Source organism: Peribacillus frigoritolerans (assembly GCF_001636405.1).
Classification (GTDB): Bacteria; Bacillota; Bacilli; order Bacillales; family DSM-1321; genus Peribacillus; species Peribacillus frigoritolerans.
Genome location: NZ_KV440950.1, coordinates 712,202 through 738,144, shown reverse-complemented (window position 1 = coordinate 738,144; position 25,943 = coordinate 712,202). Strand labels below are relative to the sequence as shown.

Below are 25,943 nucleotides of genomic sequence, written 5' to 3'. Positions count from 1 at the left end.
GCAGGGTATACTGCACGCGCTACTGCTAATGTTCTCTTTCAAGGTGTATATGGTGGTGGTCATTGGTGGGAATATTTATATACTCGTTGGTATTAATTCTTTAGTTCAATGCTAAACTAGATATATTTATTGCGTGTTTTGATCAAACTTTGTTTCAAATTTACATGAAGACCAAAAGCTAAAAAAAGAGCCTGGAGCAGTAAAACCGCTTCAGGCTTTTTTCTTTTTGGGAAAAGTGGGAATTCCTTTTTTCTCTGAATGAACTAGGATTTTTTTTAATAATTCTTTGCCTTCTTTTTTAGTCAGGTTCACTTTTTGTATTTTAACATCTGACCTGTAGACAAACCAAGGGTTACAACGGCCCCTAATATGGGTCCTATGCAAGGAGTCCAAACAGCAGCATATCCTATCCCAATTAAAATAGAACCTATCTATCGGATGGGCGATTTTTATCCATCATTAAGAATTTTGGTTGAAAAACCCCAATAATCATTAAACCAAAAACAATTATCAAAATGCACCTACTTGTCTAATTAAATCAATGTATTCATAAAAGAGATCGTAAATAAAATTGGCCTGCTATTTAATTTGTTATTATCTTCTTTTAATTCTGTAACTGATAATCCTGTAATATAAGATAAAAAGGCAGGATATACGGGCAAACAGCAAGGAGAAATAAAGGATAAACCCCAGCACCAAAAGATATAAAAATATTTAAGTCTCCCAATATGATTTCCTCCAGTTTTGATTTTGTCTTGTTTTAGCATCTTACATCTTCTTCTTTCCATCCGGCAGGCAGGCTTCTTGCGGACCGGGGAACCGTTCACAGTTTCTCTAGCTCCTCGATACTAATCACCCCCCACTTTCATTTTCGATCCAGTGTCGTTTATTCTTACCCTTTGGCGTTCAACAAAAAAAAGGCATCAAGCCGGATGTTATTCCGGCTTGATGCCTTTTATATTATAAGCGCTGTTCGAGCTCCGCTTTTTTCTTTTCATAACCCGGCTTGCCTAAAAGAGCAAACATGTTCACCTTATAGGCTTCCACTCCAGGCTGATCAAATGGATTTACACCCAGTAAATAACCGCTCATTGCACAAGCTTTCTCGAAGAAATATACAAGGTAGCCAAAAGTATAAGCATCGAGCTGAGGAACCGTTACGATCAGGTTGGGAACGCCGCCGTCCGTATGGGCTAACAGCGTACCTTCAAATGCTTTATTATTCACGAATTGCACCGTTTCACCTGCTAGGTAATTCAGGCCGTCCAAGTCATTGGACGCTTCTTCAATCAAGATTTCGTGTCGGGCCTTATCGACTTTGATGACCGTTTCAAAAAGATCACGCCGTCCTTCCTGGACATACTGCCCTAATGAATGCAGGTCAGTCGAGAAGTTAGCCGATGAAGGGAATATCCCTTTTTGATCCTTCCCTTCACTTTCTCCAAATAACTGTTTCCACCACTCAGAGAAGTATTGAAGTCCAGGCTCATAGTTTATCAGCATTTCAATCGTTTTCCCTTTATTGTAAAGGATATTCCGAACCGCCGCATATTGGTATGCCTGATTCTCCCCTAGCTCGGAAGAACTGAAGTCGGCCCTGGCACGCTCGGCTCCCTCCATGATTTGATCGATATCCGCCCCGCTGACAGCAATCGGAAGCAGCCCTACAGCCGTTAAGACCGAGTAACGTCCGCCAACATCATCAGGAATGACGAAAGTTTGGAAACCTTCCTCCGTTGCTACCGTTTTTAATGCGCCCTTCTCTTTATCAGTCGTAGCATAAATGCGGCTCTTAGCTTCTTCAACGCCGTATTTTTGTTCAAGCAGTTTCCTGAAAATCCTGAAGGCCAGTGCAGGCTCCGTGGTCGTACCGGATTTAGAGATGACGTTGATCGAGAAATCCCTATTTTCCAATAGGTCCATCACGTCCTGCATATATGTAGAGCTTATATTATTACCGACAAATAAAATTTGCGGTGCTTTCCTTTTATCCGAAGGTAGAATGTTATAAAAACTATGTTGAAGCATCTCAACTGCTGCCCGTGCTCCCAGATATGATCCACCGATTCCGATAACCAGCAGCACTTCTGAATCTTCTTTTATTTTCGCGGCCGCTTTTTTGATTCTTGAGAATTCTTCTTTATCATAATTGGCGGGTAAATCAAGCCAGCCAAGATATTCATTGCCTGCCCCTGTCTGCTCATGCAGGGAATGGTGTGCCACTTTTACAGCATCCTGTAGATAGGTAATTTCATGCTCCCCGAAAAACGGCAGGGCTTTTGAATAATCGAAACGAATATGGGCCATTCAAATTCCTCCTTGAATTCTTTAGTTTCCCTTTCACTTTATCTGATGTAATTCTCATAATCAAGAAATCGATCAAGTAAATAACGAATTATGCATATAAAGCAATCTCCCACCTGGCAAGGAGGGAGATCGGATCATATCACTTGTTTATAAGGAAGCCCGTAAAATGGCAAGGACATCTTCACGGTTCAGGACTTTGAATCGTCCAAATTCCCCTCTGCTCATCGCTTTATCAGCCATGACTTCCAATTGTGAGTCATCGATGCCATAATCCGAAAGATTGGTCGGCGCCCCTAAGCTGCTCCAAAATGACCTAAGTCTTTCAATGCCTTCAAGGGCCGCTTCCTCATCCGTTTTACCTTCCGGATCTACATGGAATACACGGACTGCAACTTGTTTAAATCGTGCGACATTTTCATGGAGCACATGCTTCATCCAATTCGGGAATAAGATGGCCAATCCTCCTGCATGCGGGATGTCATAAACAGCTGAAACGGCATGTTCAATGTTATGCGTTGCCCAATCACCGCTGTAACCAACCCCAAGCGACCCATTCAAGGCTAGGTTTCCGGCATACAGGATAGTGGCCCGATGCTCATAATCCTCCAGGTCTTCCAATAGTTTAGGTGCCGTTTCAATCACCGTCGATAACAGAGATTCACAAAAACGGTCTTGCAGCGGTGCATGCGTTTCCGGGTGGAAGTACGTTTCGAATACATGTGACATCATATCGACCATTCCGTATACCGTCTGGTCTTTTGGTACTGAAAAAGTATTTTCAGGGTCCAAAATGGAGAATTGCGGAAATACCAATGGACTTCCCCATCCATATTTCTCTTTCGTTTCCCAGTTTGTTATGACAGATCCGGAATTCGCCTCAGAGCCTGTTGCAGCTAAAGTCAGCACCGTTCCGAATGGAAGGGCCTCTTCGACTGGTGACTTCTTAATGACAAGATCCCATGGATCACCCTCATATTTAGCACCTGCAACGATGGCCTTTGTAGCGTCTATAACGCTTCCCCCTCCAACCGCAAGGACAAAGTCGATCCCATGTTCTTTACAAAGGTCAACACCCTTCCGGACTGTTGAGATGCGTGGATTCGGTTCAACTCCGGAAAGTTCGTGCACCTCTGCATCGATCTCTTTCAAGGCATTGATCACTTTTTCATATAAGCCATTTTTCTTTATGCTCCCCCCGCCATATACAAGTAAAACTCTATCGCCATAGGCGGGAATTTCAGTTTTTAAGCTTTCAAGCTGACCTTTCCCGAAAATTACTTTTGTAGGATTTTTATATGTGAAATTCTCCAATGGTATCTCTCCTTTAATGCCACATTGACTCCGTTTTCGAATGAACGACAGGGCCAAGTGCTAGTTTTTCTTTTATTCATTATGACCAATGTTCCATTTAAATACAAAATATCCGCCCTAACTTTTGGGTGGATGTATATTTACATGCTGAAAATGCATGATAAGTAAAGAACTGATTTTTTCAAAAAAAAGGAGGCTGTACAATGAGTGGAATACAAAGAATTGCACTTGTTCTTACTATAATCGGGGCAATCAACTGGGGATTAATAGGGTTTTTCCAATTTGACTTGGTCGCTTCGATTTTCGGAGGGCAAGATGCCGGAATGGCCCGTATCGTTTATGGATTGGTTGGAATTGCAGGTCTCATTAATCTTGGTCTTCTCTTTAAACCAAGTCCTGAAATTTCCAGGGAGCCTGAAACCAAACCGACTCGCTGAGATCTTGATCATCGACAATGTTAGGTTCTATAAAATAAAGCCGGACCATGGATAAACACATGACCCGGCTTTATTTCTTCATGTGCCCCAGGACAAAAAAAACCGGCTGATCGAGGATCTGCCGGTTCTAAAAAATTATTTTTTGATTAAGTCTTCGCGTTGAGATTGTTCAATCCACTCTTGAAGTTTGTCTTTCAATGTGTTGAAACCTTCAGTAGATTCGATGTGAGATGTCGCTTTAACAGATGCTTGGCGTTTTTTCGGAGCTTTTTTCGGAGCTTCAGTACGCTCAGGAGCTTCTTCTGTAGCGCGGATCGATAAGCCGATTTTTCCAGCAGCTGAATCGATGGAAAGAACTTTAACTTTCACTTCATCGCCCACTTTTAAATGTTCGTTAATATCTTTAACGAAGCCGTGAGTGATTTCAGAAATATGAACTAAACCTTGAGTTGATTCATCTAAAGCAACAAATGCACCGTATGGTTGAATACCAGTAACTTTACCAGCAACTACCGCACCAATTTCGAATTTTTCAGACATGGTAACACTCCTATTTTATATATATTTTTTCGTCTTTTCACGCAATAAAAAATTATATCACATAATTGGAAAATAATCAAAGTTAAGTATACCATACTTTTTGGGATTTTACTCATTAAAAATGTTTGTTTTTTGGAAATAATAAATATTATAAGATCTTTGTATATAACTTAACCTAAAAATTTGCAAATAACCCCTATTTCCCTTAAGATATTTACTCATTTTTCTAAAGATTGTAATATTAAACCTATCCAATTGCCCTTAATCATAGTAAGATGAGAAAATGTTTTAAAAAAAATAATATACAGCTAGATATTCTTTACATCTAAAGGAGTTTTTCCATCATGTCAAAACAAGATCAATGGACTTCAAAACTTGGGTTCATCCTGGCAGCCGCGGGATCCGCTATCGGATTGGGCGCCATCTGGAAGCTCCCGTATATGACTGGGGAAAATGGCGGTGGGGTCTTTTTCCTGCTCTTCATTATATTCACCCTGCTTATCGGGGCACCGATATTAATAGCGGAATTCACGATTGGCCGCAATGCACAGAAAGATGCCATTAGCGCATATAAACATATCGCCCCTGGAAAGCCTTGGGCATTGATTGGATATGGCGGTGTCGTCGCTTCAATCATCCTTCTTTCCTTCTTCAGTGTTGTTGGAGGCTGGATCATCTCCTATTTAGCAAGGAGCTTTACAGGTTCCCTCTCAAACTTGACGCAAGAGGAATATGGGAACTTCTTCAATACGATAATCAGTAATCCTTATGAAACGGTCATCGCTCAGTTATTATTCATGGTCTTTACCATTTGGGTCGTGCAAGGCGGCGTTTCCAAGGGAATTGAAAAGGCTAATAAATATATGATGCCTTCATTGTTCATTCTTTTCATCATCCTTCTTATCCGATCCTTGACTCTGGATGGGGCAATGGAAGGTGTTAAATTCTTCTTGAAACCGGACTTTTCCGCATTAACAGGGGAAACGATCCTATTGGCACTCGGCCAATCCTTCTTTGCACTAAGTGTCGGTGTTTCCGTGATGGTAACCTACGCATCCTATTTAAGTAAAAAAGAAGATATTACAAAATCGGCCTTTTCTGTAGTTGGACTGAATATCTTCATTTCCTTGCTGGCAGGTTTGGTCATCTTCCCGGCTGTTTTCGCACTGGGCTTCAGCCCTTCAAGCGGGCCTGGACTGGTATTTGTCGTGTTGCCTGCCGTCTTCAATGAAATGGCGCTTGGCGGGATCTTCATGTTCATTTTCTTCATATTATTATTATTTGCCACCCTTACGACAGCATTCTCCATTCTCGAAATCGTCGTTGCAGCCATGATCAAGGGGGATTCCGCAAAACGGAAGAAGGCCTCTTGGATAGCTGGTATCACCGTTTTCCTGATTGGGATTCCTAGCGCATTGTCCTTTGGGGTGCTTTCGGATGTGAAGATTTTCAATTTATCCATATTCGATTTCGCGGATTATCTGACAAGCAATATCGCGCTGCCAGTCGGCGCCTTGTTCATATCCCTTTTCATCGGTTATCAAATGAAAAGGATCGAGGTACAAAAGGAGTTCGAAACTGGCGCTGATCCCGGCCGATCACTTTTTAAACTTTGGTACTTCCTGATTCGCTACATCGTGCCGATCATGATCATACTCGTATTCCTTAAGTCAACTAATCTCATTTAACATTCAACATGCCGTTTCGATATTTCTCGATGCGGCATTTTTTTCACAAAACCTACATATTCCGTTCCTTCACTTAAGTAATAATATGGTAAAATAATTACATAATAAAAATATATTTCCTGAAAAAGGAGTGTCTGACCATGTCAAATATCGCGAAGAATATCCGTCAATACCGAGAAGATCACAACCTAACTCAACAGGAACTGGCTTTGAAATTACGAATCGGCACGAAGAAAATCGAAAAGTATGAATCGGGTGAATCGGTTCCTGATACACAAACCATTTTACGTCTTTCCACCGTTCTTGACATTCCGGCTTCAGAATTCCTGAAGGATGCCCAGACCGGTAACGCCGCTGGTATCGACGAGGACATAAAAAAATTGATTGAAGAAATCGGAACCAAAAAAACTGAGCTCATTCTAAGAACAGCCAAGGACTTTAGCGAAGAACAAATTCTGAAAGTTATGCATACTTTATATAAAACACAAGCTTAATTCAAAAAATGGGTCGTAGTATGTGTATTTTTTTTCTGGGTACTGGATATACTATGATTAACACTTTCTATGTTAATCTATTAGATTAACTCTTTTTTCTAATTCCCCCTATGGAAAGGGATCCGGCTGCTAATGGCCGGATCCCTATTTTTTTGCTTTTATTGGCAATGATTCTTCATGAAACGTTCCATTCTTCTGAGTGCTTCCTGAAGCTGTTCCATGGAGGATGCATAAGAACAGCGGATATGACCTTCACCGCTTTCCCCGAACACATCTCCCGGTACAACGGCAACAAGTTCTTCCGTCAGAAGTTTTTCAGCAAATTCCATCGAAGTCATCCCCGTTCTCTCGATTGATGGAAAAGCATAAAAAGCCCCGCCGGGATTATGGCAATCCAGCCCCATATCGTTAAATGATTTCACGATATAATTTCGTCTTCTCCGATAACTCCGACGCATTTCTTCCACATCCTGCATACCGTTCTTTAAAGCTTCCAATGCAGCATGCTGCGCAACGGTCGGCGCGCACATCATCGCATATTGGTGAAGCTTAAGCATCGCTTCGGAAATTTCCTTAGGTGCACAAACGAACCCAAGACGCCACCCTGTCATCGCAAACCCTTTCGAAAACCCATTGATGACAATCGTCCGCTCAAGCATGCCGTCAACGGCAGCAAAAGAAGTGAATTCCTCATCATAAGCAAGTTCGGCATAGATTTCATCGGAAATCACCAGCAAGTCATGCTTTTTAACGATGTCAGCAAGCATCACTAATTCTTCCTGCCCAAGCTGGGTTCCCGTCGGGTTATTCGGTGAACAGATTAAAACGGCCTTCGTTTTAGGCGTGATCGCCGCTTCGAGTTGTTGGGGAGTCAGCTTAAAGTCTTCTTCCTTGGATGTTTGGACCGTGACCGGTATTCCCCCTGCCATGGTCACAAGCGGTGCATAGGCGACGAAACAAGGTTCGACGACAATGACTTCTTCACCTGGATTCAAGATGGTCCTCAGGGCAATATCGAGGGCCTGGCTTGCTCCGACCGTGACAATGATTTGATCATCCGGTCTATACGAAACATGGAACTGCTTCTCCATATACCGGCTGATTTCCGACCTTAATTCAAATAATCCGGCATTGGCCGTATATGAGGTATATCCTTCCTCCAGGGAGTTGATCGCCGCTTCCCTTACCGCCCAAGATGTAACGAAATCCGGTTCACCTACACCAAGCGAGACGACCCCTTCCAAATTGGCTGCCAAGTCGAAAAAGCGGCGGATGCCTGATGGCTTAAGCTCTGCAATCGTTTTTGAAACATAACTCGTTTTAATCATGGTGACACCACTATCCGCTTATCTTCTTCAGTTTGATCAAAAATGGTGCCATCATGCTTGTATTTTTTCATTATGAAGTGAGTCGTCGTAGAAATGACGGAATCCAGTGTCGAAAGTTTTTCCGAAACGAAGCTTGCCACTTCGTTCATCGAACGCCCTTCGACAATGACTGAAAGATCATAAGCCCCAGACATTAAATAAACGGACTCGACTTCTTTGAATTTGTAAATCCTTTTTGCAACATCATCGAAACCGACGCCGCGTTTTGGAGTGACCTTTACATCGATCATCGCTGTGACACCATGGTATTCATCCACTTTAGCCCAGTTGATGACTGTTAAGTAACGTACAATGACCCGCATATCTTCCAATTTCTTCAATGTTATTTCAATGTCCGAATCTGATTGATCGGTCATTTTAGCCAAATCCTTCAGATCAATCCGGCTGTTATTTTCAATGATTCTCAAGACTTCCAATTCCTCTTCATTCAAGTGCATTGGAAAACCCCCCTTTTGGAATTCACTAATTTAGCTGTAATGGTTTGGCTGGCAGATAGTCTCACGAATTACCTTATTAGACTTTTTAAAAAACCTATATGACAATATAATTTAATAAGTCCTATGCTGTCAGGATAAACTTACACTATTATATCAAAATTGGCTGGTGACCTGTTATAGTAATTGTCTTTTTTCATCGTTATTATTACAATTACTGTTATGCAACAGTATTATAGGACCTTTTTTGGAGTATTCAGGGTAATATGGGTTTTTATCACAATGGAGGAGGAGCTTATATGGAAAGTCATACAATCAAAGGTCTCGAACGGGTAGGGAATATCGAAATCTATTTTGAATATGACCGAATCGATGATTCTCTCCCCACCCTTGTCCTGCTTCACGGATTTTTGTCATCGAGCTTCAGTTTCCGTAAATTAGTCCCCCATTTAATCAAGGAATACAATGTGATCTCCATAGACCTCCCGCCATTCGGGCAAAGCGGAAAAGATTATCGATATACATATTCATTCCGAAACATCGCTAAATCCGTCGTTATGTTCCTGGAGGGAAAAGGCATCAGGAAATTCAGTATCATCGGCCATTCCATGGGCGGGCAGATTTCCCTGCAGCTCATCAAGTCATATCCTGATCTTGTCGACCATGCCATTCTACTTGCCGGCTCAGGCTATCAGCCCGGCTATTCGGAAAAAATGAAAATGGTCAGTTACCTGCCTTTCTTTTCATACGGGATAAAACGGTATCTGCAAAAATCAGGTATCGAAAAGAACTTGAAAAATGTCGTCCATGACCCGGCGATGATCGACGATGAAATGCGGCAGGGATATCTCGGGCCATTCATAAAGAAGCATGATATTTTCCGGGCATTGGGAAGGATGCTTCGAGATAAGGAAATCGATTTGCTGAAGGAGGACCTTAGTTATATTCATACACCATGCCTGCTTATTTGGGGAAGACATGATCGAGTGGTGCCATTGAGTATCGGCGAAAGGCTCCATGATGATCTGCCCAATTCCGAGCTTGTTGTCATTGAGGATTCCGGGCACCTTCTTCCAGAGGAGAAACCTGAAGAAGTGTATCAACTAATTAAGGGGTTTATTGGAGTAGCCACCCCAACGTAAACTCACGAGTAAATCGCTGTAATTCACGAGTAAATGGGCGAAATTCACGAGTAAATGGCTGTAATTCACGAGTATACTGCACAAACTTACGAGTAAAAGCACAATTCACCAATAAATCGCCGAATCTCACGGGTAAATCACTGAAATTCACGAGTATACTGCACAAACCATCAGTTAACTGAACAAACTATGGGTATAGAGCAAAAAAACAACGTAAAAAAGGTGCCCCTGATTTCCGGGTACACCTTTTTCACCTTTATATCGAACAGCTGGCATCATTTTTTATGATGAGTAGCTTTCGTGCAACGTCCAGGCACTTTTCCATCTGAATGGATTCATCGAATGCGAACTCGTAAATGGATTTTATTCTTTCCGCCAGTTCCTTCGGGTCATCTATATCCCGGATTGCTACGACCGTATCTGCAATTTCCGGCTCATATAGATCCCAACCTATCTTGAAAGGGTCCCATTCTTGTAAAACGGCAACCAACGCTAAATTCATTTGCTGTGTATCCATCTAATTTATCACCTGCTCAATATTTTCAAAGAACATGATATCATAGTATCATAACAACAGGCTTTTCGCGAAGACGACAAATTTTTATTCGGTGGTGGATATTTTGAACAAATCAATATTTGAAGAACAAATCAACAGGGAAAATTCAGGGTCTGCAAAATGGGATAAAAACTCCCTCACATCCTTATATGGGCGTGAGGATGTTCTGCCAATGTGGGTTGCCGATATGGACTTCCCATCTCCTGAGGGCATTCAAAAGGCATTGATGGAACGCTTGAATCATCCAATTTTCGGCTATACCGTCCCTTCTGAAACGGTTTTCACTGAAATTCAAAGCTGGCTTAAAGACCGGCACTCCTGGCAAATCGATAAGAAGTGGATTTCATTCAGCTCCGGCATCGTTTCCGCAATCGGTACAACGATCCAGGCATTCACGAACCCGGGCGATAAAATACTGTTACAATCTCCCGTCTATACCCCATTTTTTGATATGATCAAAAATAATGACCGGGAAGTGGTCAATAGTCCCCTTATCATAGAAAAGGACCGCTTCGAGATTGATTTCAACGATTTTGAGGACAAGCTGAAAAGCGGAGTGAAACTATTTCTTTTTTGCAGTCCGCATAACCCTGGCGGACGCGTTTGGACAAAGGATGAACTCTTGCGGATCGGGGAGCTATGTGAAAAATATGATGTAGTCATCGTCAGTGATGAGATACATGCTGACTTATTCCATACAACATCCAAGCATTATCCGATCGGCTCCCTTTCAGGAAAATTAGCGGATAGGACCGTTACATTGATGGCGCCAAGCAAAACATTCAATATTGCCGGCCTTCAGGCTTCATTCCTGATCACCAGTAATGAAAGATTGCAGAAGAAACTGCAAATGGCGCAAACGAAACTGGCCTTCCATGGCCTTAACATCTTTGCCTTAACAGCAATGGAAGCCGCATATCGGGAGGGCTTGGAATGGCTGGAAGACATGATTGGCTACATTGAGGAGAATATAAAAGTGGCAGAGGAATTCATTGCAGCCGAAATCCCTTCACTGCATGTCATGCATCCGGAAGCCTCTTACCTTTTATGGATTGACTGCCGTGACCTTGGATTGACCGACAAGGAAATAAAGGATCGACTGATCCATCAAGGGAAGCTCGCATTGGAGCCTGGTTCTAAATACGGACCTGGCGGAGAAGGTTTCGTCCGAATGAATCTCGGTTGTTCACGCAGCGTCCTGATGGATGGGCTAAACCGGTTGAAATTGGCTTTTTCTTAAATAAAGGCTCTTTTCGGAAAGATCTTTGTTTTTAAAACGAAACTATTTAATGTTGATTGAGCGGAAGTGCGAGACTCCTGCAGGAGCAGCGGGACAGGTGAGACCCCACAGGCGTTTACGCCGAGGAGGCTCACCGCCCGCCCCGCGGAAAGCGAGCATCCGGAGGGGAAATTAACCACACCTCACTACTTGGTAAATAGCAACAAAGTATGTGAAAACAGCCTAAATAAAAAAAGAACCAGGCTTAGAATCCTGGTTCTTCTTTTTCATTCTTTTTCTTCATCCACATAAGGATCATGCTCATATCGGGGTAAATCCCCAAACGGGGTTTGAATATTTTCTTCAAAAAGTTCTTCCTTCAATTCTTCATATTGAGAGTTCGGATAAACCGTTACCTCTTTACCGTATATATCCACACCAACGAAATTTTCATAATTTTCCACATAGCCGACATTTTCTTCAGATTCCACATACATATCTTCGTAATCGTTTGGCGGATTTAAGAAATCGGAAGGCGATTCAGATGTTCCATAACTGGCAACATCCTGCCAAGAATCTTCCGCATCGTACGCAACCGATTCATGCCGGTCATCATAATCAAACCTCCCAAATGGGGGTCCGAGCACTTCCTCTTCCACCGGCCGATTGTCCGAAGTTTCCTGTGAGGGGGTATGCTCGACACAATAAGTCGTAGTAGGGATCGCTTTCAAACGTTCAAGAGGTATTTCCTTTGAACAAACCTCGCATTTTCCATACTCACCTGCCTCGATGGCAGAAAGCGCTCGTTCAATATCCCTTATTTCATCCCGATCATGCTCGGAAAGGGCTAAATCCTTTTCCCGTTCATATAACTCGGTTCCTTCATCTCCGGGATGATTATCGTAACTCGATAACTCACCAGTCGAATCCTCCAGGCTTCTTCTTAAATCGTAGTTGCCTGAATCATTTAATCGCTCTTCCAACTCTTGCTTCGTTTGCTGCAATTGCTGTTGAAATTCTTTTAGCTGCTGATTGGATAGCATGTGCAACATCCTTTCAAAATCGTTCTTCCCTCTAGTATTTCTCTCTTCCCGCCATTCCATAAAGGTACTTTTTACCTTAGGAATAATTTAATTCAGATAACAGAAGCTAACTTAGAAATATTCATTTTAAGGAGGGCTTCCATTTGTACTTCTATAAAGAAGACTTAATCAATATGATCGTTCCCGATAAGCCTGATCCAAATGCAGCAAAAGTGCTCCAGGAAACGCTTGGAGGGCAATTCGGTGAAATGCGGACAATGATGCAATATTCTTTCCAAAGCGCCAACTTCCGCGGCAAGGCTAAACAATATCGTGATTTAATTCGCGGGGTTTTCTTGGAGGAGCTGAGCCACGTCGAACTTGTCCAATCAACCATCAATCAGCTGCTGAATGATGCTGGCGGGGATATGCCTGGAGATTCCGGTACCGATGGCGCCCCATTGGATGAAGTCATCAAAGGCGGCGCAAACCCCCACCATTTCATCATCGGTGCGAAAGCATCCCTGCCCGTCGATGCTGGCGGCAACCCATGGAACGGATCATGGGTTTATGATCATGGTAATCTTGTGGCGAACCTTTTGAATAATGTCATGCTTGAATCTACAGGAGTCCTGCAAAAGTCCAGGATTTATGAAATGAGTTCCAATAAAACAATGCGCGAAACACTGGCATTTTTAATGGTTCGCGACAATTCCCACCAAAATGCATTTGCCAAGGCATTGGAAACACTTGGGGTCGACTGGGGAAAAATCTTCCCTGTGCCTAATTATGATTTGAACAAATATCCTGAATGCCGCAAATATGTGGATTTAGGCTACCATAATGCCCAATTCAATTTCAGGATGGATCAAACGCGGATCAGCCAGATTTTCCAAGGGGAGACACCGAGCCGAAATGGCGGAAACCTTGCTGTTACCGAGCCGCCAAAAGGATTCCCGGTCCCTGAAATGCCGGATATGCCAAATGAGCATAGCCCGGGATTGAATGATTTGAATAATTAAAAAAGAAGGCGGACACATCATTCTGTGTTCGCCTTCTTTTTTAATTATTGATATATTTCTCAAAAACAAAGCCAAAATCTTTCACATGGTACTTTTTCCGGCTGTCCATCAACCATTCGAAAGCGGCCGAATTTATTTCCTTGAAACTTGCCGCCATTTGGCTTCCATCAGTGCGAACCTGGTTCAAAGTGGAAGAAGCAAGGTTTACGCTTTGCTGGGCATATTGAAGGGCAAACTCATTCTCATGGCTAATTTCAGATATTTTCACGAGTGATTTGAACAAGTCCTTTAATTCTTCAATGAATTTCTTATGGACATCAATGGAGAACGTCTTTGCACCGATCGAAAATTTAATTTCCGCATCCAAGTCCACTGTCCCTGCGGTTTCAAGCGTGGCGTTGGAAATCGTATACTGGCTGTAGCTATATCTCGTAAGTGTTCGCTTTTTGCTGATTGCACTTGTGCCGTCCAAATGTATGAACGCTTGATTCGTGAAGCAGTACTCATCGGTTTTCGATTTAATCAGGAAATAAATTTTTTCCCCATCTTCATGCATGATATAATCATCTGCATCCACCTTGTCATAATCTGCAGGACTAATCACACTTCCAATATCACTAAGACCAAGGGCATCAGCCGCCATTTTCTTAAACATAACCATTCCCCCTATCAATATCCAGGTGAACTTCACCTTATTATAAGCATTTCTCCAGTATGATCTCGTCTCGGATCGGAATTCCATCAAAACTGTAGAATGGTATTTCCGGCTTGATTTTCCGTGATTCTTCCACGGCATTTTTAACGATTTCCGAAATGACATAACCACGCTTTTGAAAAAACTTCAACGCCTGTAGATTATCGTTCGTTGTAATCGCTTTAATAGTATGGCAATTTTTTTCCTTAGCGATATTTTCCATCACATAAAGCAATGATGAGCCCACACCTTGATTCTCATGCTCACTGTTCAAAGAGATGATCTGACATACATGGTCGGATAATTTGTATGTTCCCAACCCCGTGATTTTTCCATTCTCGTCCATCACCCCAACACCCTCAAGTTCCGCATAATGAAACAAGCCTCTTGAAAAAACGACTTGAGTCGTCTCCCAGTGCTGAATGAAAAAATCCTTGACCGTATCTGCCGCAATCATTCTTTTAGCTACGATTTGCATAACCAATTACGCCCCCAAAATTTCTATCTCTATGCTTATAGTATAAAATGCTTATGCTGAGAAGGGAACATTTAATTCTTTACGACCTTCTAACAAAACATAATACCATTCATATTCAGATAATCAATATCAAAAAAAGGGGCTCGCGATGCAGGCATCTTCCGGGATCAGGAAATGGTATCATCCTTTATACGCTGGTTCCTTCTGGTGACCTCATCTTCGAATTGCTTCGTTTTCAATTCTTCCTTCTTTGAATATCTTATAATTGCCCTCATCGTAAAAACGGCGGCCACTAAAAAAATGAAGCAAGTTATACCAGCCGAGATATATTCAGTCTTGTCTTCCGGAAAGTAAAGAAACAAACCTAGTAAAGCATGATTGAGAAAGTCCATCCGTTACATCCTTCCTGATAGGGAATTAAACTGCATTCTCTCATTATATCAATTACCAGAACAATCCACTAGTGGGCGTAATCCACTAAAACGTAAAAACGAGAGGCACTGAGCCCCTCGCTTATCTTTTATTTAGGCTCTTTTCGTAAAGATTGTTGTTTTTAAAACGAAACTATTTAAGGTTGATTGGAGCGGAAGTGCGAGACCCCTGCGGGAGCAGCGGGATAGGTGAGACCCCATAGGCGTTTACGCCGAGGAGGCTCACCGCCCGCCCCGCGGAAAGCGAGCATCTGGAGGGGAAATCAACCACAACTCACTACCTGTCAATAGCAACAAAGTATGTGAAAACAGCTTTTATTTATAGAATGGTGATCCCTTTAATGACAACATCAACTGCTGGCTTGTCTCCCGCAACTGTCTCTACGTTAGCAATCGTATCAACAACGTCCATGCCTTCGACCACTTGTCCAAAAACAGAGTGTTTATGATCCAGCCAAGGTGTGCCTCCTTGTTCCATATAAGCACTGATGATTTCTTCCGGATAACCGGCTTGCTTCATTTGCTCACCCATCCTGCTGTCCACATGCTGGGCTTGTACGACGAAGAATTGGCTGCCGTTTGTTCCCGGGCCTGCATTAGCCATGGAAAGAGCTCCGCGCAAATTGAATAATTGCATGGAGAACTCGTCCTCAAATGGAGCTCCCCAAATACTTTCTCCACCCATTCCAGTCCCTGTCGGATCTCCGCCTTGAAGCATGAAATCCTTGATGACACGGTGGAAGATGATTCCTTCGTAATAACCGTTCTCAGCATGTGTCAAGAAATTCTCCACTGTCTTTGGAGCCAGTTCAGGGAATAGTTTAATTTTAATATCGCCCATCGTCGTTTGCATGATGACCGCTTTTTCATTTTCCAAAACTTCACTTGTTAATTGCGGAAAGTTTGTCATTGTACATAACCTCTTTCTTTTTAAAATAAAATGGCATGAAACACCATTTTTCATCTTCATTTGTACACTTTACACGATTTTCAAAAAAAAAGCATCTTTACGAAATTGAACAAATTCACTGTGAAAAATCGTTGTTCTTATGTATCATGAAGGAAGTTAAAAGAAAGGTGGTAGGGAAATGTCAGAACAGGATTTTAAAATCGGCGATAAGGTTACCGCCATATATAAAACTGGAAAATACATCGGGGAAGTCACCGATATCAGACCTGCTGCATATCTTGTTAAAGTGTTGGCTGTTTCGAAGCATCCCATGCAGGGAGATCTTCATAACCCGAAGCAAACGGAAGTGTCCATGTTCCATCAGCGGCGTGCTCTTGCATTCCGGGAGCAAACCAATGTACCAAAGAATATGGTAAGGACATTCGATGAGGAGATTCCGGAGTATAAGGAATCCTTAAGAGAAGCTGTTGATAAAATGAAAGGCACTTTAAGCGAAGCCCAAACAGAGTGGAATGATAAAAGCTTACAGTTGCTTGAAGATCTAGCGGCGGATTATTTCAAATAAAGCTTAAAAGCCAAATCAGTAGTATATGATTTGGCTTTTATAACGCTAAATGATTCAATACCTTTGATAAATCAATGCGGTCGCCAATTGTCGTCGGTTCATGATTTTTCATGTAACTTTTATCTTTCTCCACTAACTTAAAGATATTATATGTCGTAATCGCATCATCCAGCGCCCTATGATGCTTGCCTGTCCCTTCTTTGCCATAGGCCTGTACAGCTTTCCAAAGTCCGGTTTGATTTTGATCCCCGAAAAAGCGTTTATACTCCAGGCATAGATCATTTTCCTTCCCTGAAAAAGGGAAATCCAATCCTGCCTTCTGACAATTCTGGCGAAGCACCTTCATGTCCATATTTCCCCAAGTAACGATCGTCGTCGGGTGCTGTTCATCTATTTTCTTCAATAACGCAACCAGCTCTTCAAATGAAATCCCCCGGTCCACCTGATCCTGGGTAATGTTCAAGAACTTCTTGCATCTTCCCGTTAAAACTGGAAATTTCATTGGGTTAACAAAAGATGAGAATTGTTCCTCAATGGTCTCATTAATGACGGTGACTAAACCAACCTCAATGATTTCCGGATAAAACCCCGTTGGATTGGCTTTTCCTTCCGGCATCGTAAATTCAAAATCTATGAATACATATTGCTGTTGTTCCTCCATTTTTATGACCCCCTTCATATTCCTGACATTAACATATAAACAAACATGGTTATTTCTCACGAGATTATTATAACAGAAGATTTAGAAAGTTATTTCTTTGCCATTCGAATACCGCACTCGCCGTCATACCTAATTTACCCAAAACCCTTTATTGTCTACCTTTTTTTGGATTATGATGGATGAGCAGGTCAAAAGAACCCTTTTTTTCTTTCCTTCATTCCAAGGACATACTAAAAATATATTAGTTAGGAAGTTGAACTATGCGCACGTATCTTGGCTATATCACGTTTTCCCTCTTAGTTCCCGTATTGATCCTTTTCATTTTCCTTTCCCATCATGAGTGGTCCTTAGCGCAATCCCTATCATGTACTCGACGAGCGGATTCCTGTTGAATCGATAGAACTGGCTCAGAATAGTTACATGAAGGCCGCAAATGGAAAGGTCATCAGTGAAATTTCCACTGGTGAGAAACGGACTTACTTAAAACTTGAAGACATCCCCCTTTTCCTGGAAAGTCTGTTCATCGTTACAGAGGACCAGAAATTTTATGATCATGCAGGATTCGACCTTTCCGGCATAAGCAGGGCACTTCTTATCAATTCACAAAATAAAACAATCGAACAAGGCGGCAGTACCATTACCCAGCAACTGGCCAGGAATGTTTATCTATCACATGATAGGACATATAACCCCGAAAACTCAGTGAACTCATTTATGCCTCTCAGATAGAGCGAAAAAAATCAAAACCGGAAATCATGGAGCTATATTTGAATGCCATCTATTTCAGTAATGGAGCTTATGGAATCGAAGCTGCTTCCCAATATTATTTCAGTAAACCGACTGGAGAGTTAACCAAGGCGGAACTTGCCTTCCTTGCCGCAATCCCTAATAATCCGGAATACTATAATCCCCTTGAACATTTCGATGCGACGAAAAAGCGTCAGGAGAGAATGCTGGAACAAATGGTTGCCAATGGTGCATTAGAACAGGCCGAGTATGAAAGTCTTATCAAAAGTACGATTAAATTGGACTTGTCCATCCCGGTCGACTTATATCCCGATTACGTGACATATGTTCATCAGGAATTGAAAAACCTGTGGCATCCTCCGAGGGTCTCGACAAATCTCTGCAAAGCACTGATGTCACTATACGTAAGAACGCGGAAGCCGAGTTGGATAAAAAGGTCAAAAAGCTTTTGAATTCCGGTGTAACCATCCATACCGCACTCGATACTAAACTGCAAACACAATCAAAGACTGCTGTACAATCAAAAATCGGTGTCAATGATATCGAGGGAGCTTTAGTGGTTATACAGCATCATACGCACGAGCTTGTCTCTTTGATTGGGGGAAAAGATTAAAAAAAAAATTCTTTCAACCGGGCATACCAAAGCTATAGGCAGCCAGGGTCTGCGATTAAGCCGCTTCTCGATTATGCTCCCTATTTAGAAGAAACGGATGCTGACACAATCTGCTCGTTAGCGGAGCAAGCTATTGAGCAATAGCTATTGTCCAAAAAATTATAGCGGCGACAGCTATGGGATGGTCACACTAAGAACTGCCTTTGCTCAGTCGTATAACACACCCGCCATAAGACTCTTTGAAAAAGACGGGGGTGGAAACGAGTTTCAAGTACCTGGATGCTTTTGAATTTAGAAAAGTCAGCAAAAAAGACCACCATACGAGTTCGGCCATAGGCGGATTCGAATATGGCATGAGTCCCCTTGAACTCACAAATGCCTATACTTCCTTCCATGACAGAAACTATCACAGCTCGAGCCATTACAAAAGTCACCGACCAAGAAGGTAAAGTCCTTTATAAATGGAAAGACCGCTCCAAGGAGATATGGAACAAACGCACCGTAGCCAAGATGCGGCAGCTGCTCCATGAAACAACGCTTTCCGGGACAGCCCGAAAAGCCTACTTTCCTACAGATTATGTTGGCGGTAAAACCGGTACGACCAATGATGTCAAAGACATGTGGTTTGTCGGTCAGACAGCAAACTATACAACAGGGGTTTGGATTGGAAGGGACAAGCCATCCAATCTACAATCCATTTATTCACATTCACCCCATTCTATTGATTTGGAAAGATATCAGCCAGACTGCCGAGTGAAAAAAGAAGGTGCCGCAATGGCACCTTCTTTTTCGCTATATGGGAAGACTTGCAATGACGCTGTTATAGAGCTTCAATCCCGCATAAGCGACTATTGAAATCAGCCCGAAGATGAATTGAACGCTGAACAATGAACAGGCACCGTCAATCACATAAATGACAGACCCCTTTCTTACACTGTTCAGGGCTTTACACTCCGAATCCTTGGAAAGAATAATAAAGACAGCTCCAATATCGTATCGGAGATCAGCTTCAATGCAGCAAAAACCATGAAGAATAAAAGGAGCAATACGATCAGTAGCGCCAGCTTCAGAAAAGAATTCCAGCATCCCTTGATAGATTCCCAAATTTCCAAATAACTTGAGCATTTGCATTTTCCCGTAAATGGCAAAGGAGAGGCTGAATAACACGATTAAAATGATTGGTAAATAGCTAAATAAATGGGTGTTTTTCATGATTTCCCCATAAGCGTTTCTTTTGTCCTATATCACGCAAGATAATCCACGATTTCACAATGGATACTCTGCTCATTCACCGTTGAAAAACTTTTTTTAATAAATTTTTCAGGACGGTTCCCCCTCCTTTTCTACCTATATATAAAACATCATTCTAGTTGGCCTTCACCGTTTTTAAAGCCATGCAAACCCACATAAATTGCGTTATACTTTTAAGCGAGGCAAGCATTCGATAAAAAAATACATATTCAACGAAGATTTCCTAACGTCTAGGATTGCGTGAAAAAAGCATAATAAGACGACTGACTTCGTTTTTAAAAAAAGGGGGGAGTTTATGTCTTTACTTCATTGGGCGGTATTATCACCGTTTCTATTAGCACTTATTGTACCAATATTGTACAAACTATTCCGACAAATACATACAGGTTGGTTTGTATTGATTTTACCGATTCTCCTTTTCACCTATTTTTCAAGGTTCATTTCCTTGACCAAACAAGGGGATATCGTTATGGAAAGCGCAACATGGATTCCTTCTCTCGGAATAGATGTTGATTTCTATGTCGATGGACTAGGGCTTTTGTTTGCCTTGCTCATTACAGGTATTGGTTCACTCGTCGTTCTTTATTCAATTTTCTATTTATCGAAGGAGAAAGAAAAGCTGAATCAATTTTACGTCTTCCTTTTGCTTTTCATGGGAGCGATGCTTGGTGTCGTCCTATCCGATAATCTAATAGTCCTTTATTCGTTTTGGGAATTCACGAGTTTATCATCTTTTCTATTGATAGGATATTGGAATGAAAGGGAGCGTTCACGTTACGGGGCGCAGAAATCGTTGCTGATCACTGTGCTTGGAGGCTTAAGCATGCTTGGAGGCATCATTCTCCTTTCCATTATGGGGAACACATTCAGCATACGTGAATTGATTGCCAAAAGCGGGGAACTTATGGACCACTCGCTCTTCGTTCCTGCACTTTTGCTTGTGCTGCTTGGCGCGTTCACTAAATCCGCACAGTTCCCGTTCCACATTTGGCTTCCTGACGCTATGGAAGCCCCTACTCCGGTCAGTGCTTACCTTCATTCCGCCACAATGGTCAAGGCTGGCATTTATTTGGTTGCCCGATTAAGCCCTGTTTTTGCAGAATCCGGATTATGGTTCTGGCTCGTTTCGATCGCCGGATTGATCACCCTGTTCTGGGGCTCATTCTTTGCAATCAAGCAGACTGATTTGAAGGGGATTCTCGCTTTTTCCACCATCAGTCAGCTCGGATTGATCATGTCGCTTTTGGGACTTGGAGCTGCGGCACTCCACTATGAAACGTTGGGGGAAAATATATACTTGGCAGCCACGGTTGCAGCAGTATTCCACTTGATTAATCATGCGACCTTTAAAGGAAGCCTATTCATGGTTGCAGGCATCATTGATCATGAAACCGGTACGCGTGATATCAGAAAGCTTGGCGGATTGATGCAGTTGATGCCGATCACTTTCACCGTCGCTGTGATAGGTGCTTTTTCAATGGCTGGACTTCCGCCCTTCAATGGTTTTTTGAGCAAGGAAATGTTCCTGGCCAGCATGGTGAATGTATTGCAATTGAATATCTTCAATATGGAGACATGGGGGGTCCTGTTCCCTGTGGTTGCATGGGTAGCCAGTGTATTCACTTTTATTTATAGCATGATTGTCGTGCTCAAACCCTTTACTGGCAAACTTCAGTTACAACTTTTGGAAAGGAAGCCCCACGAGGCACCGGTCGGGATGCTGATATCCCCGATCATCCTTGCTTCGTTGGTCATCATTTTCGGTATTTTTCCAAACTTGCTGTCTTCATCCATCATTAAACCTGCGGTTGCCGGCATACAGCCAAGCTTGGCGGGACCGGATTTCCAAGTCCATATCGCCTTCTGGCATGGATTCGAACCTGAAGTATGGATGACCATCGGCATCATAGCATTTGGAATTCTATTATACAAAACGCTTCCGAAGTGGCAGAAAGTCACTCAGTGGATTCCTGAACGCATTTCCCTGAATGCTTTGTATGATAACGTGGTAAGAGGGCTCGAACGTTCAGCTTCCTTCGTCATGAAAGTATTAATGACAGGTTCGATTCGGACGTATCTGCTTTCAATCTTCCTTTTCTTCATATTTTCCTTGGGCTTTACGCTCTATTGGAAGGATGCATTTAAATTGGATGCAGGGAATTTTGCCCCGATCGGCATATATGAATTGGTATTAGCTGGAATCATCGTGATTGGCTCGGTCGCCATTCTGTTTGCAAGATCCCGTTTAACTTCCATTATCATCTTAGGAGCCGTCGGTTATACGATTTCCTTATTTTTCGTTTTACTGCGGGCACCGGATTTAGCCTTGACTCAACTAGTCATCGAAACGATTTCGGTAGCGCTGTTTTTGCTCTGTTTCTTCCACCTTCCGTTAATGGCAAGCAGAAAGGAAGAACGAATGACGTTCAAGTTGAATAATGCCATGATATCCATTGGTGTAGGAGTCATCGTCACATTGATCGCCTTATCGGCACATAGCAATAAACTGTTTGATTCCATCTCCAGTTACTATCTTGAAAATGCTTATAAGGAAGCAGGCGGGAAAAACGTCGTAAATGTCATTCTTGTTGACTTCCGCGGACTTGATACGATGTTTGAAATCACTGTCCTTTCCATCGCTGCGCTCGGAATATTCGCGATGATCAAATTGCGTTTAACAGGGGGGAAAGATAAATCATGAAGCAAAATGACCTGATTCTCCAAACGGTTACGAAAGTCGCCGCCTTTGTTATCTTGCTGTTTGCGGTAGCCATCTTTTTAGGCGGGCATTATTCCCCGGGAGGCGGGTTTGTTGGCGGTTTAATGACTTCAGCCGCCATAGTCCTGCTGTTGCTCGCTTTCGACATTAAAACCGTCACCGGCATCCTGCCGATTGACTATAAGTTAATGATCGGCTCAGGCTTGTTCATATCAAGCCTGACCGTAGCCGGCGGGCTATTTTTCGGGGTGCCCCTCATGACACATGTTTATCAATATGTTGATTTACCGCTTCTTGGGCACATCTCGCTTCATACCGCGGTACTTTTTGATCTGGGTGTTTATCTTGTGGTTGTTGGTGTAACGATGACCATTATTCAAACGATAGGGGAGAGTGAATAATGGAACTTTTAATGGCCATTGTCATTGGAATACTATTTATGTGTGCGACCTATTTAATGCTTTCAAAAAGCATTTTAAGAATCATAATCGGGACCGGGCTGCTCAGTCACGGCGCCCACCTTTTGATTTTGACGATGGGCGGTTTGAAAGGCGGTTCCGTTCCATTGCTAAGTGATGAAGCTGCAACCTATGTCGATCCGCTTCCGCAAGCGCTTATCTTGACGGCGATCGTCATCAGTTTCGGAGTCACATCATTTCTGCTGGTACTTGCTTATCGGACCTACCAGGAACTCGGTACGGATGACATGGAAGAAATGAGAGGTACGGAAACGAATGAATAATCTTACTTTCATGCCTGTTTTATGGCCGCTTTTCACAGGCATCCTGCTTATATTCTTTGCAAAAAAAATCAAGCTGCAAAGAGGGATATCGCTTTTTTCCTCTCTTATCGGAATTGTAATTTCCTTTTACCTAGTGATTACGGTCCATAATCAAGGCATCTTGACTTTAGGCGTCGGCAGCTGGGATGCGCCATTCGGGATCGTGATCGTCGCAGATATGCTATCTTCGCTGCTCGTACTGACCACGAATATCATTGGATTTGCCATACTGCTTTATTCGTTTTACTCCATAGGGGAAGAACGTGAAAGACATTATTACTATCCTGTATTTCAATTTTTGCTGATCGGGGTAAACGGTGCCTTCCTTACGGGGGATCTTTTCAATCTATTCGTATTCTTTGAAGTCATGCTGATGGCTTCCTACGTGCTGCTTGTACTGGGAGGTACGAAAATCCAACTGAGGGAATCATTGAAGTATATCATCGTCAATGTACTATCCTCTTCCTTTTTCGTCATCATGGTGGCTTATCTTTATTCAGTCGTAGGAACATTGAACATGGCGGACATCAGTCAAAGGATATCGGAAGTCAACCAGCCAGGAATCATCTCGGTGATAGCGATTGGCTTTCTGATCGTCTTCGGTTTGAAGGGTGCCATTTTCCCGCTTTTCCAATGGCTGCCTGGGTCTTATTATGCTCCGCCAATTCCAGTGATGGCTCTATTCGGGGCATTGCTGACAAAGGTCGGGATATATTCAATTTTCCGTACCTATACACTGATGTTTTATCATGACCAGGATTTCACCCATACATTCCTGGCGATACTTGCAATCTTGACCATCATCATCGGTGTCATTGGTGCGATAGCTTATTGGGATGTAAAAAAAATCATCATTTACAATATCATCATCGCCGTCGGGGTTATTCTATTCGGCATCTCCGTCATGAATGAACAGGCCTTATCGGGTTCCATTCTATATATCATTCATGACATGCTGATCAAGGCTGCGCTCTTCCTGCTGGTAGGTATCATGATCAAAATCAGCGGATCGGATGATTTACGGGACATGGGCGGCTTGATCAAGCAATACCCTGCCGTTGCATGGACCTTCTTCATAGCGGCCATATCATTGGCGGGAATCCCGCCGTTCAGCGGTTTTGCCGGCAAGCTCCTTATTCTTCAGGGAGCTGCAGAAAAAGGGGCCTACTTGGGAATGGCCGTTATCTTAATTTCAAGCTTGATGGTCCTCTATTCCGTCATGAAAATATTCATGAATGGCTTTTGGGGAACTCCAAAAGCTGATTATGCCTTAACTAATGGAAAGGTTAATAAAATGCTGGTTCCTGCAGTCCTCCTCGTCATCATTTCCGTTTTATTCGGAGTAGGGACAGAATCGGTTTACCCATACATTACACAAGCTGTAGATTCATTAATGAATCCCGAAATCTATAACAAAGCGGTTTTAAAGGAGTAGTGCCTGATGTCATTCCAAATTTTACTGAATGTGTTCCTTGCGTTTATCTGGATGTTTTTGAAAAATGAGTTTAACGGGAGCACTTTTATCATCGGATATATATTGGGGCTCGGCATCATGTTCGTCTTCCGTCATTTTTTCAATGATCGTTTTTACTTGAAAAGGGTGAATGCCGTCGTTCTATTGCTGCTCATATTCGCAAGGGAACTCATACTTTCCAACATTAGCGTCCTTAAGGCCGTGCTTAAACCAAGTCTGGATATGAAACCTGGCATATTCGCATTTGAAACCGTGCTGACCAAGGATTGGGAAATTACGATACTATCGAATTTAATTACACTGACACCAGGTACACTTGTCGTTGAAGTATCGGAAGATAATCGGATTCTTTATATCCACGCGATGGATATTGCCGACAAGGATGAGGCTGTGGACAGCATTAAAAATACATTTGAAAAAGCGATTATGGAGGTGGGCAAATAATGTTCGATCTAATGCTTAAAATCGCGTTGCTCGGTGTTTCGCTTTCCATGATTGGATTCTTATACCGTTTAATCAAAGGGCCTTCCGTGCCGGATCGTGTCATTGCACTCGATGCAATGGGAATCAATCTTATCGCAATCGTTGCACTTGCCTCCATTGTCATGGATACAAGCGCATATCTGGAAGCCATTCTTCTGCTCGGAATCCTATCTTTCATCGGAACGGCCGCTTTCGCCAAATTCCTTGAGAAAGGGGAGATAATCGAAGATGACCGCAATCGTTGAAATCCTATCGGCCCTATTCCTATTAATGGGAGTCTTTCTCTTTTTAGTCTCGGCTTTCGGCATCATCCGGCTGCCCGACGTCTATACAAGAAATCACGCTGCCTCAAAAAGCTCGACACTTGGAATCATGTTCATCCTGATCGGCACCTTGTTATATTTTTATTATAAACATAGCCATTTCGATTTCCGGGTCGTGCTCGCGATCATCTTCATCTTCATGACCAGTCCTGTTGCCGGACATTTAATCATGCGCTCGGCTTATCATACTGGCGTTAAAATGTGGGATCGGAGTGTCCAGGATGATTTAAAGAAAACCCGGTGATCCCTGCCA

31 protein-coding genes and 1 pseudogene are annotated in these 25,943 nt (G+C 42.6%); 18 read left to right on the top strand and 14 right to left on the bottom strand.

All coding sequences use genetic code 11. The features are described from left to right. Positions 1 to 335: 335 nt before the first annotated feature. From A6755_RS27475 to A6755_RS03565, 3 genes and pseudogenes are all read right to left on the bottom strand, one after another. Positions 336 to 727, bottom strand: a pseudogene (locus tag A6755_RS27475) (cytochrome c biogenesis CcdA family protein); the annotation flags it as partial. 233 nt (positions 728 to 960) lie between these two features. Then, positions 961 to 2,307 (bottom strand): glucose-6-phosphate isomerase, encoded by a 1,347-nt coding sequence (locus A6755_RS03570; RefSeq protein WP_034310314.1) that lies wholly within the window; start codon positions 2,305 to 2,307, stop codon positions 961 to 963. Positions 2,308 to 2,454: 147 nt separating this feature from the next. Next, positions 2,455 to 3,618, bottom strand: a complete 1,164-nt coding sequence (locus A6755_RS03565; protein ID WP_063589789.1) for an iron-containing alcohol dehydrogenase — start codon at positions 3,616 to 3,618, stop codon at positions 2,455 to 2,457. A 203-nt stretch (positions 3,619 to 3,821) separates the two neighbouring features. Between A6755_RS03565 and A6755_RS03560 the strand changes: the two genes are divergently transcribed. Further along, positions 3,822 to 4,055: a DUF378 domain-containing protein gene (locus tag A6755_RS03560; RefSeq protein ID WP_034310308.1), complete on the top strand. Its 234-nt coding sequence runs from the start codon at positions 3,822 to 3,824 to the stop codon at positions 4,053 to 4,055. A 135-nt stretch (positions 4,056 to 4,190) separates the two neighbouring features. On the opposite strand, the gene yugI is transcribed toward A6755_RS03560, so the two are convergent. After that, a complete protein-coding gene (gene yugI, locus A6755_RS03555; RefSeq protein ID WP_034310304.1) occupies positions 4,191 to 4,595 on the bottom strand; it encodes a S1 domain-containing post-transcriptional regulator GSP13 in 405 nt (134 codons plus the stop codon). A 344-nt stretch (positions 4,596 to 4,939) separates the two neighbouring features. On the opposite strand from yugI, the gene A6755_RS03550 reads away from it, so the two are divergent. Both A6755_RS03550 and A6755_RS03545 read left to right on the top strand, forming a co-directional pair. Further along, positions 4,940 to 6,283, top strand: a complete 1,344-nt coding sequence (locus tag A6755_RS03550) for a sodium-dependent transporter (RefSeq protein ID WP_053536716.1) — start codon at positions 4,940 to 4,942, stop codon at positions 6,281 to 6,283. Positions 6,284 to 6,423: 140 nt separating this feature from the next. Then, a complete protein-coding gene (locus A6755_RS03545; RefSeq protein ID WP_063589788.1) occupies positions 6,424 to 6,777 on the top strand; it encodes a helix-turn-helix domain-containing protein in 354 nt (117 codons plus the stop codon). Positions 6,778 to 6,935: 158 nt separating this feature from the next. On the opposite strand, the gene A6755_RS03540 is transcribed toward A6755_RS03545, so the two are convergent. Both A6755_RS03540 and A6755_RS03535 read right to left on the bottom strand, forming a co-directional pair. Next, positions 6,936 to 8,105: an aminotransferase gene (locus A6755_RS03540; RefSeq protein WP_034310296.1), complete on the bottom strand. Its 1,170-nt coding sequence runs from the start codon at positions 8,103 to 8,105 to the stop codon at positions 6,936 to 6,938. After that, the gene (locus tag A6755_RS03535; protein WP_034310292.1) at positions 8,102 to 8,602 is read right to left on the bottom strand and encodes an Lrp/AsnC family transcriptional regulator; all 501 of its coding nucleotides are present in this window, start codon (positions 8,600 to 8,602) and stop codon (positions 8,102 to 8,104) included. The genes A6755_RS03540 and A6755_RS03535 overlap by 4 nt, the downstream gene beginning before the upstream one ends. 296 nt (positions 8,603 to 8,898) lie before the next feature. On the opposite strand from A6755_RS03535, the gene A6755_RS03530 reads away from it, so the two are divergent. After that, positions 8,899 to 9,741 (top strand): alpha/beta fold hydrolase, encoded by an 843-nt coding sequence (locus A6755_RS03530; protein WP_063589787.1) that lies wholly within the window; start codon positions 8,899 to 8,901, stop codon positions 9,739 to 9,741. Positions 9,742 to 9,997: 256 nt separating this feature from the next. On the opposite strand, the gene A6755_RS03525 is transcribed toward A6755_RS03530, so the two are convergent. Further along, positions 9,998 to 10,258 carry a DUF1871 family protein gene (locus A6755_RS03525; protein ID WP_063589786.1) on the bottom strand — a complete coding sequence of 87 codons (261 nt, stop codon included), beginning with the start codon at positions 10,256 to 10,258 and terminating at the stop codon, positions 9,998 to 10,000. Between the two features lie 103 nt (positions 10,259 to 10,361). On the opposite strand from A6755_RS03525, the gene A6755_RS03520 reads away from it, so the two are divergent. Continuing rightward, positions 10,362 to 11,537 (top strand): MalY/PatB family protein, encoded by a 1,176-nt coding sequence (locus tag A6755_RS03520; protein WP_063589785.1) that lies wholly within the window; start codon positions 10,362 to 10,364, stop codon positions 11,535 to 11,537. A 266-nt stretch (positions 11,538 to 11,803) separates the two neighbouring features. Here the strand turns inward: A6755_RS03520 and A6755_RS03515 are convergent, their stop codons facing one another. Beyond that, positions 11,804 to 12,559 (bottom strand): TraR/DksA C4-type zinc finger protein, encoded by a 756-nt coding sequence (locus A6755_RS03515; protein ID WP_063589784.1) that lies wholly within the window; start codon positions 12,557 to 12,559, stop codon positions 11,804 to 11,806. 143 nt (positions 12,560 to 12,702) lie between these two features. Here A6755_RS03515 and A6755_RS03510 point away from each other — a divergent pair, with 143 nt between their 5' ends. Continuing rightward, the gene (locus tag A6755_RS03510; RefSeq protein ID WP_063589783.1) at positions 12,703 to 13,560 is read left to right on the top strand and encodes a manganese catalase family protein; all 858 of its coding nucleotides are present in this window, start codon (positions 12,703 to 12,705) and stop codon (positions 13,558 to 13,560) included. A 40-nt stretch (positions 13,561 to 13,600) separates the two neighbouring features. Here the strand turns inward: A6755_RS03510 and A6755_RS03505 are convergent, their stop codons facing one another. From A6755_RS03505 to A6755_RS03490, 4 genes are all read right to left on the bottom strand, one after another. Continuing rightward, on the bottom strand, positions 13,601 to 14,215 hold the full coding sequence (locus tag A6755_RS03505; RefSeq protein ID WP_034310278.1) for a PH domain-containing protein: 615 nt from the start codon (positions 14,213 to 14,215) through the stop codon (positions 13,601 to 13,603). 40 nt (positions 14,216 to 14,255) lie between these two features. Next, entirely contained in the window at positions 14,256 to 14,732 is a 477-nt protein-coding gene (locus tag A6755_RS03500; RefSeq protein ID WP_034310275.1) for a GNAT family N-acetyltransferase, read from the bottom strand. A 167-nt stretch (positions 14,733 to 14,899) separates the two neighbouring features. Then, positions 14,900 to 15,124 (bottom strand): hypothetical protein, encoded by a 225-nt coding sequence (locus A6755_RS03495; RefSeq protein ID WP_034310272.1) that lies wholly within the window; start codon positions 15,122 to 15,124, stop codon positions 14,900 to 14,902. Between the two features lie 358 nt (positions 15,125 to 15,482). Then, complete coding sequence (locus A6755_RS03490; protein ID WP_034310270.1) at positions 15,483 to 16,073, bottom strand: peptidylprolyl isomerase; 591 nt, start codon at positions 16,071 to 16,073, stop codon at positions 15,483 to 15,485. Between the two features lie 178 nt (positions 16,074 to 16,251). Between A6755_RS03490 and kapB the strand changes: the two genes are divergently transcribed. Then, on the top strand, positions 16,252 to 16,638 hold the full coding sequence (gene kapB / locus A6755_RS03485; RefSeq protein WP_063589782.1) for a kinase-associated lipoprotein KapB: 387 nt from the start codon (positions 16,252 to 16,254) through the stop codon (positions 16,636 to 16,638). Positions 16,639 to 16,675: 37 nt separating this feature from the next. Here the strand turns inward: kapB and kapD are convergent, their stop codons facing one another. Beyond that, positions 16,676 to 17,299: a 3'-5' exonuclease KapD gene (gene kapD / locus A6755_RS03480; RefSeq protein WP_063589781.1), complete on the bottom strand. Its 624-nt coding sequence runs from the start codon at positions 17,297 to 17,299 to the stop codon at positions 16,676 to 16,678. A 420-nt stretch (positions 17,300 to 17,719) separates the two neighbouring features. Between kapD and A6755_RS27875 the strand changes: the two genes are divergently transcribed. The 4 genes from A6755_RS27875 to A6755_RS27460 all read left to right on the top strand — a co-directional run bounded on the left by A6755_RS27875 (position 17,720) and on the right by A6755_RS27460 (position 19,514). After that, entirely contained in the window at positions 17,720 to 18,028 is a 309-nt protein-coding gene (locus tag A6755_RS27875; protein WP_284108453.1) for a transglycosylase domain-containing protein, read from the top strand. Continuing rightward, positions 18,010 to 18,498, top strand: coding sequence for a transglycosylase domain-containing protein (locus tag A6755_RS27870; protein ID WP_347876807.1), 489 nt, complete (start codon positions 18,010 to 18,012; stop codon positions 18,496 to 18,498). The genes A6755_RS27875 and A6755_RS27870 overlap by 19 nt, the downstream gene beginning before the upstream one ends. After that, positions 18,471 to 18,659 (top strand): hypothetical protein, encoded by a 189-nt coding sequence (locus A6755_RS27465; protein ID WP_231892149.1) that lies wholly within the window; start codon positions 18,471 to 18,473, stop codon positions 18,657 to 18,659. The genes A6755_RS27870 and A6755_RS27465 overlap by 28 nt, the downstream gene beginning before the upstream one ends. Positions 18,660 to 19,022: 363 nt before the next feature. Next, positions 19,023 to 19,514, top strand: a complete 492-nt coding sequence (locus A6755_RS27460) for a hypothetical protein (RefSeq protein ID WP_244889626.1) — start codon at positions 19,023 to 19,025, stop codon at positions 19,512 to 19,514. On the opposite strand, the gene A6755_RS03470 is transcribed toward A6755_RS27460, so the two are convergent. Beyond that, positions 19,452 to 19,871 carry a DUF5366 family protein gene (locus tag A6755_RS03470; protein WP_343929535.1) on the bottom strand — a complete coding sequence of 140 codons (420 nt, stop codon included), beginning with the start codon at positions 19,869 to 19,871 and terminating at the stop codon, positions 19,452 to 19,454. The genes A6755_RS27460 and A6755_RS03470 overlap by 63 nt on opposite strands. A gap of 334 nt (positions 19,872 to 20,205) precedes the next feature. Here A6755_RS03470 and A6755_RS03465 point away from each other — a divergent pair, with 334 nt between their 5' ends. The 7 genes from A6755_RS03465 to mnhG are packed head-to-tail and all read left to right on the top strand — an operon-like array spanning position 20,206 to position 25,934. Beyond that, a complete protein-coding gene (locus tag A6755_RS03465; RefSeq protein ID WP_063589780.1) occupies positions 20,206 to 22,611 on the top strand; it encodes a Na+/H+ antiporter subunit A in 2,406 nt (801 codons plus the stop codon). Further along, the gene (locus tag A6755_RS03460; protein ID WP_053536727.1) at positions 22,608 to 23,030 is read left to right on the top strand and encodes a Na(+)/H(+) antiporter subunit B; all 423 of its coding nucleotides are present in this window, start codon (positions 22,608 to 22,610) and stop codon (positions 23,028 to 23,030) included. The genes A6755_RS03465 and A6755_RS03460 overlap by 4 nt, the downstream gene beginning before the upstream one ends. After that, positions 23,030 to 23,371: a Na(+)/H(+) antiporter subunit C gene (locus A6755_RS03455; protein WP_034310252.1), complete on the top strand. Its 342-nt coding sequence runs from the start codon at positions 23,030 to 23,032 to the stop codon at positions 23,369 to 23,371. The genes A6755_RS03460 and A6755_RS03455 overlap by 1 nt, the downstream gene beginning before the upstream one ends. Next, positions 23,364 to 24,845, top strand: a complete 1,482-nt coding sequence (locus A6755_RS03450; protein ID WP_063589779.1) for a Na+/H+ antiporter subunit D — start codon at positions 23,364 to 23,366, stop codon at positions 24,843 to 24,845. The genes A6755_RS03455 and A6755_RS03450 overlap by 8 nt, the downstream gene beginning before the upstream one ends. A gap of 6 nt (positions 24,846 to 24,851) precedes the next feature. Beyond that, entirely contained in the window at positions 24,852 to 25,328 is a 477-nt protein-coding gene (locus A6755_RS03445; protein WP_034310248.1) for a Na+/H+ antiporter subunit E, read from the top strand. An 11-nt stretch (positions 25,329 to 25,339) separates the two neighbouring features. Beyond that, positions 25,340 to 25,612: a Na(+)/H(+) antiporter subunit F1 gene (locus A6755_RS03440; RefSeq protein WP_377307425.1), complete on the top strand. Its 273-nt coding sequence runs from the start codon at positions 25,340 to 25,342 to the stop codon at positions 25,610 to 25,612. Beyond that, on the top strand, positions 25,596 to 25,934 hold the full coding sequence (gene mnhG / locus A6755_RS03435) for a monovalent cation/H(+) antiporter subunit G (protein ID WP_048687653.1): 339 nt from the start codon (positions 25,596 to 25,598) through the stop codon (positions 25,932 to 25,934). The genes A6755_RS03440 and mnhG overlap by 17 nt, the downstream gene beginning before the upstream one ends. Positions 25,935 to 25,943: the final 9 nt, after the last annotated feature.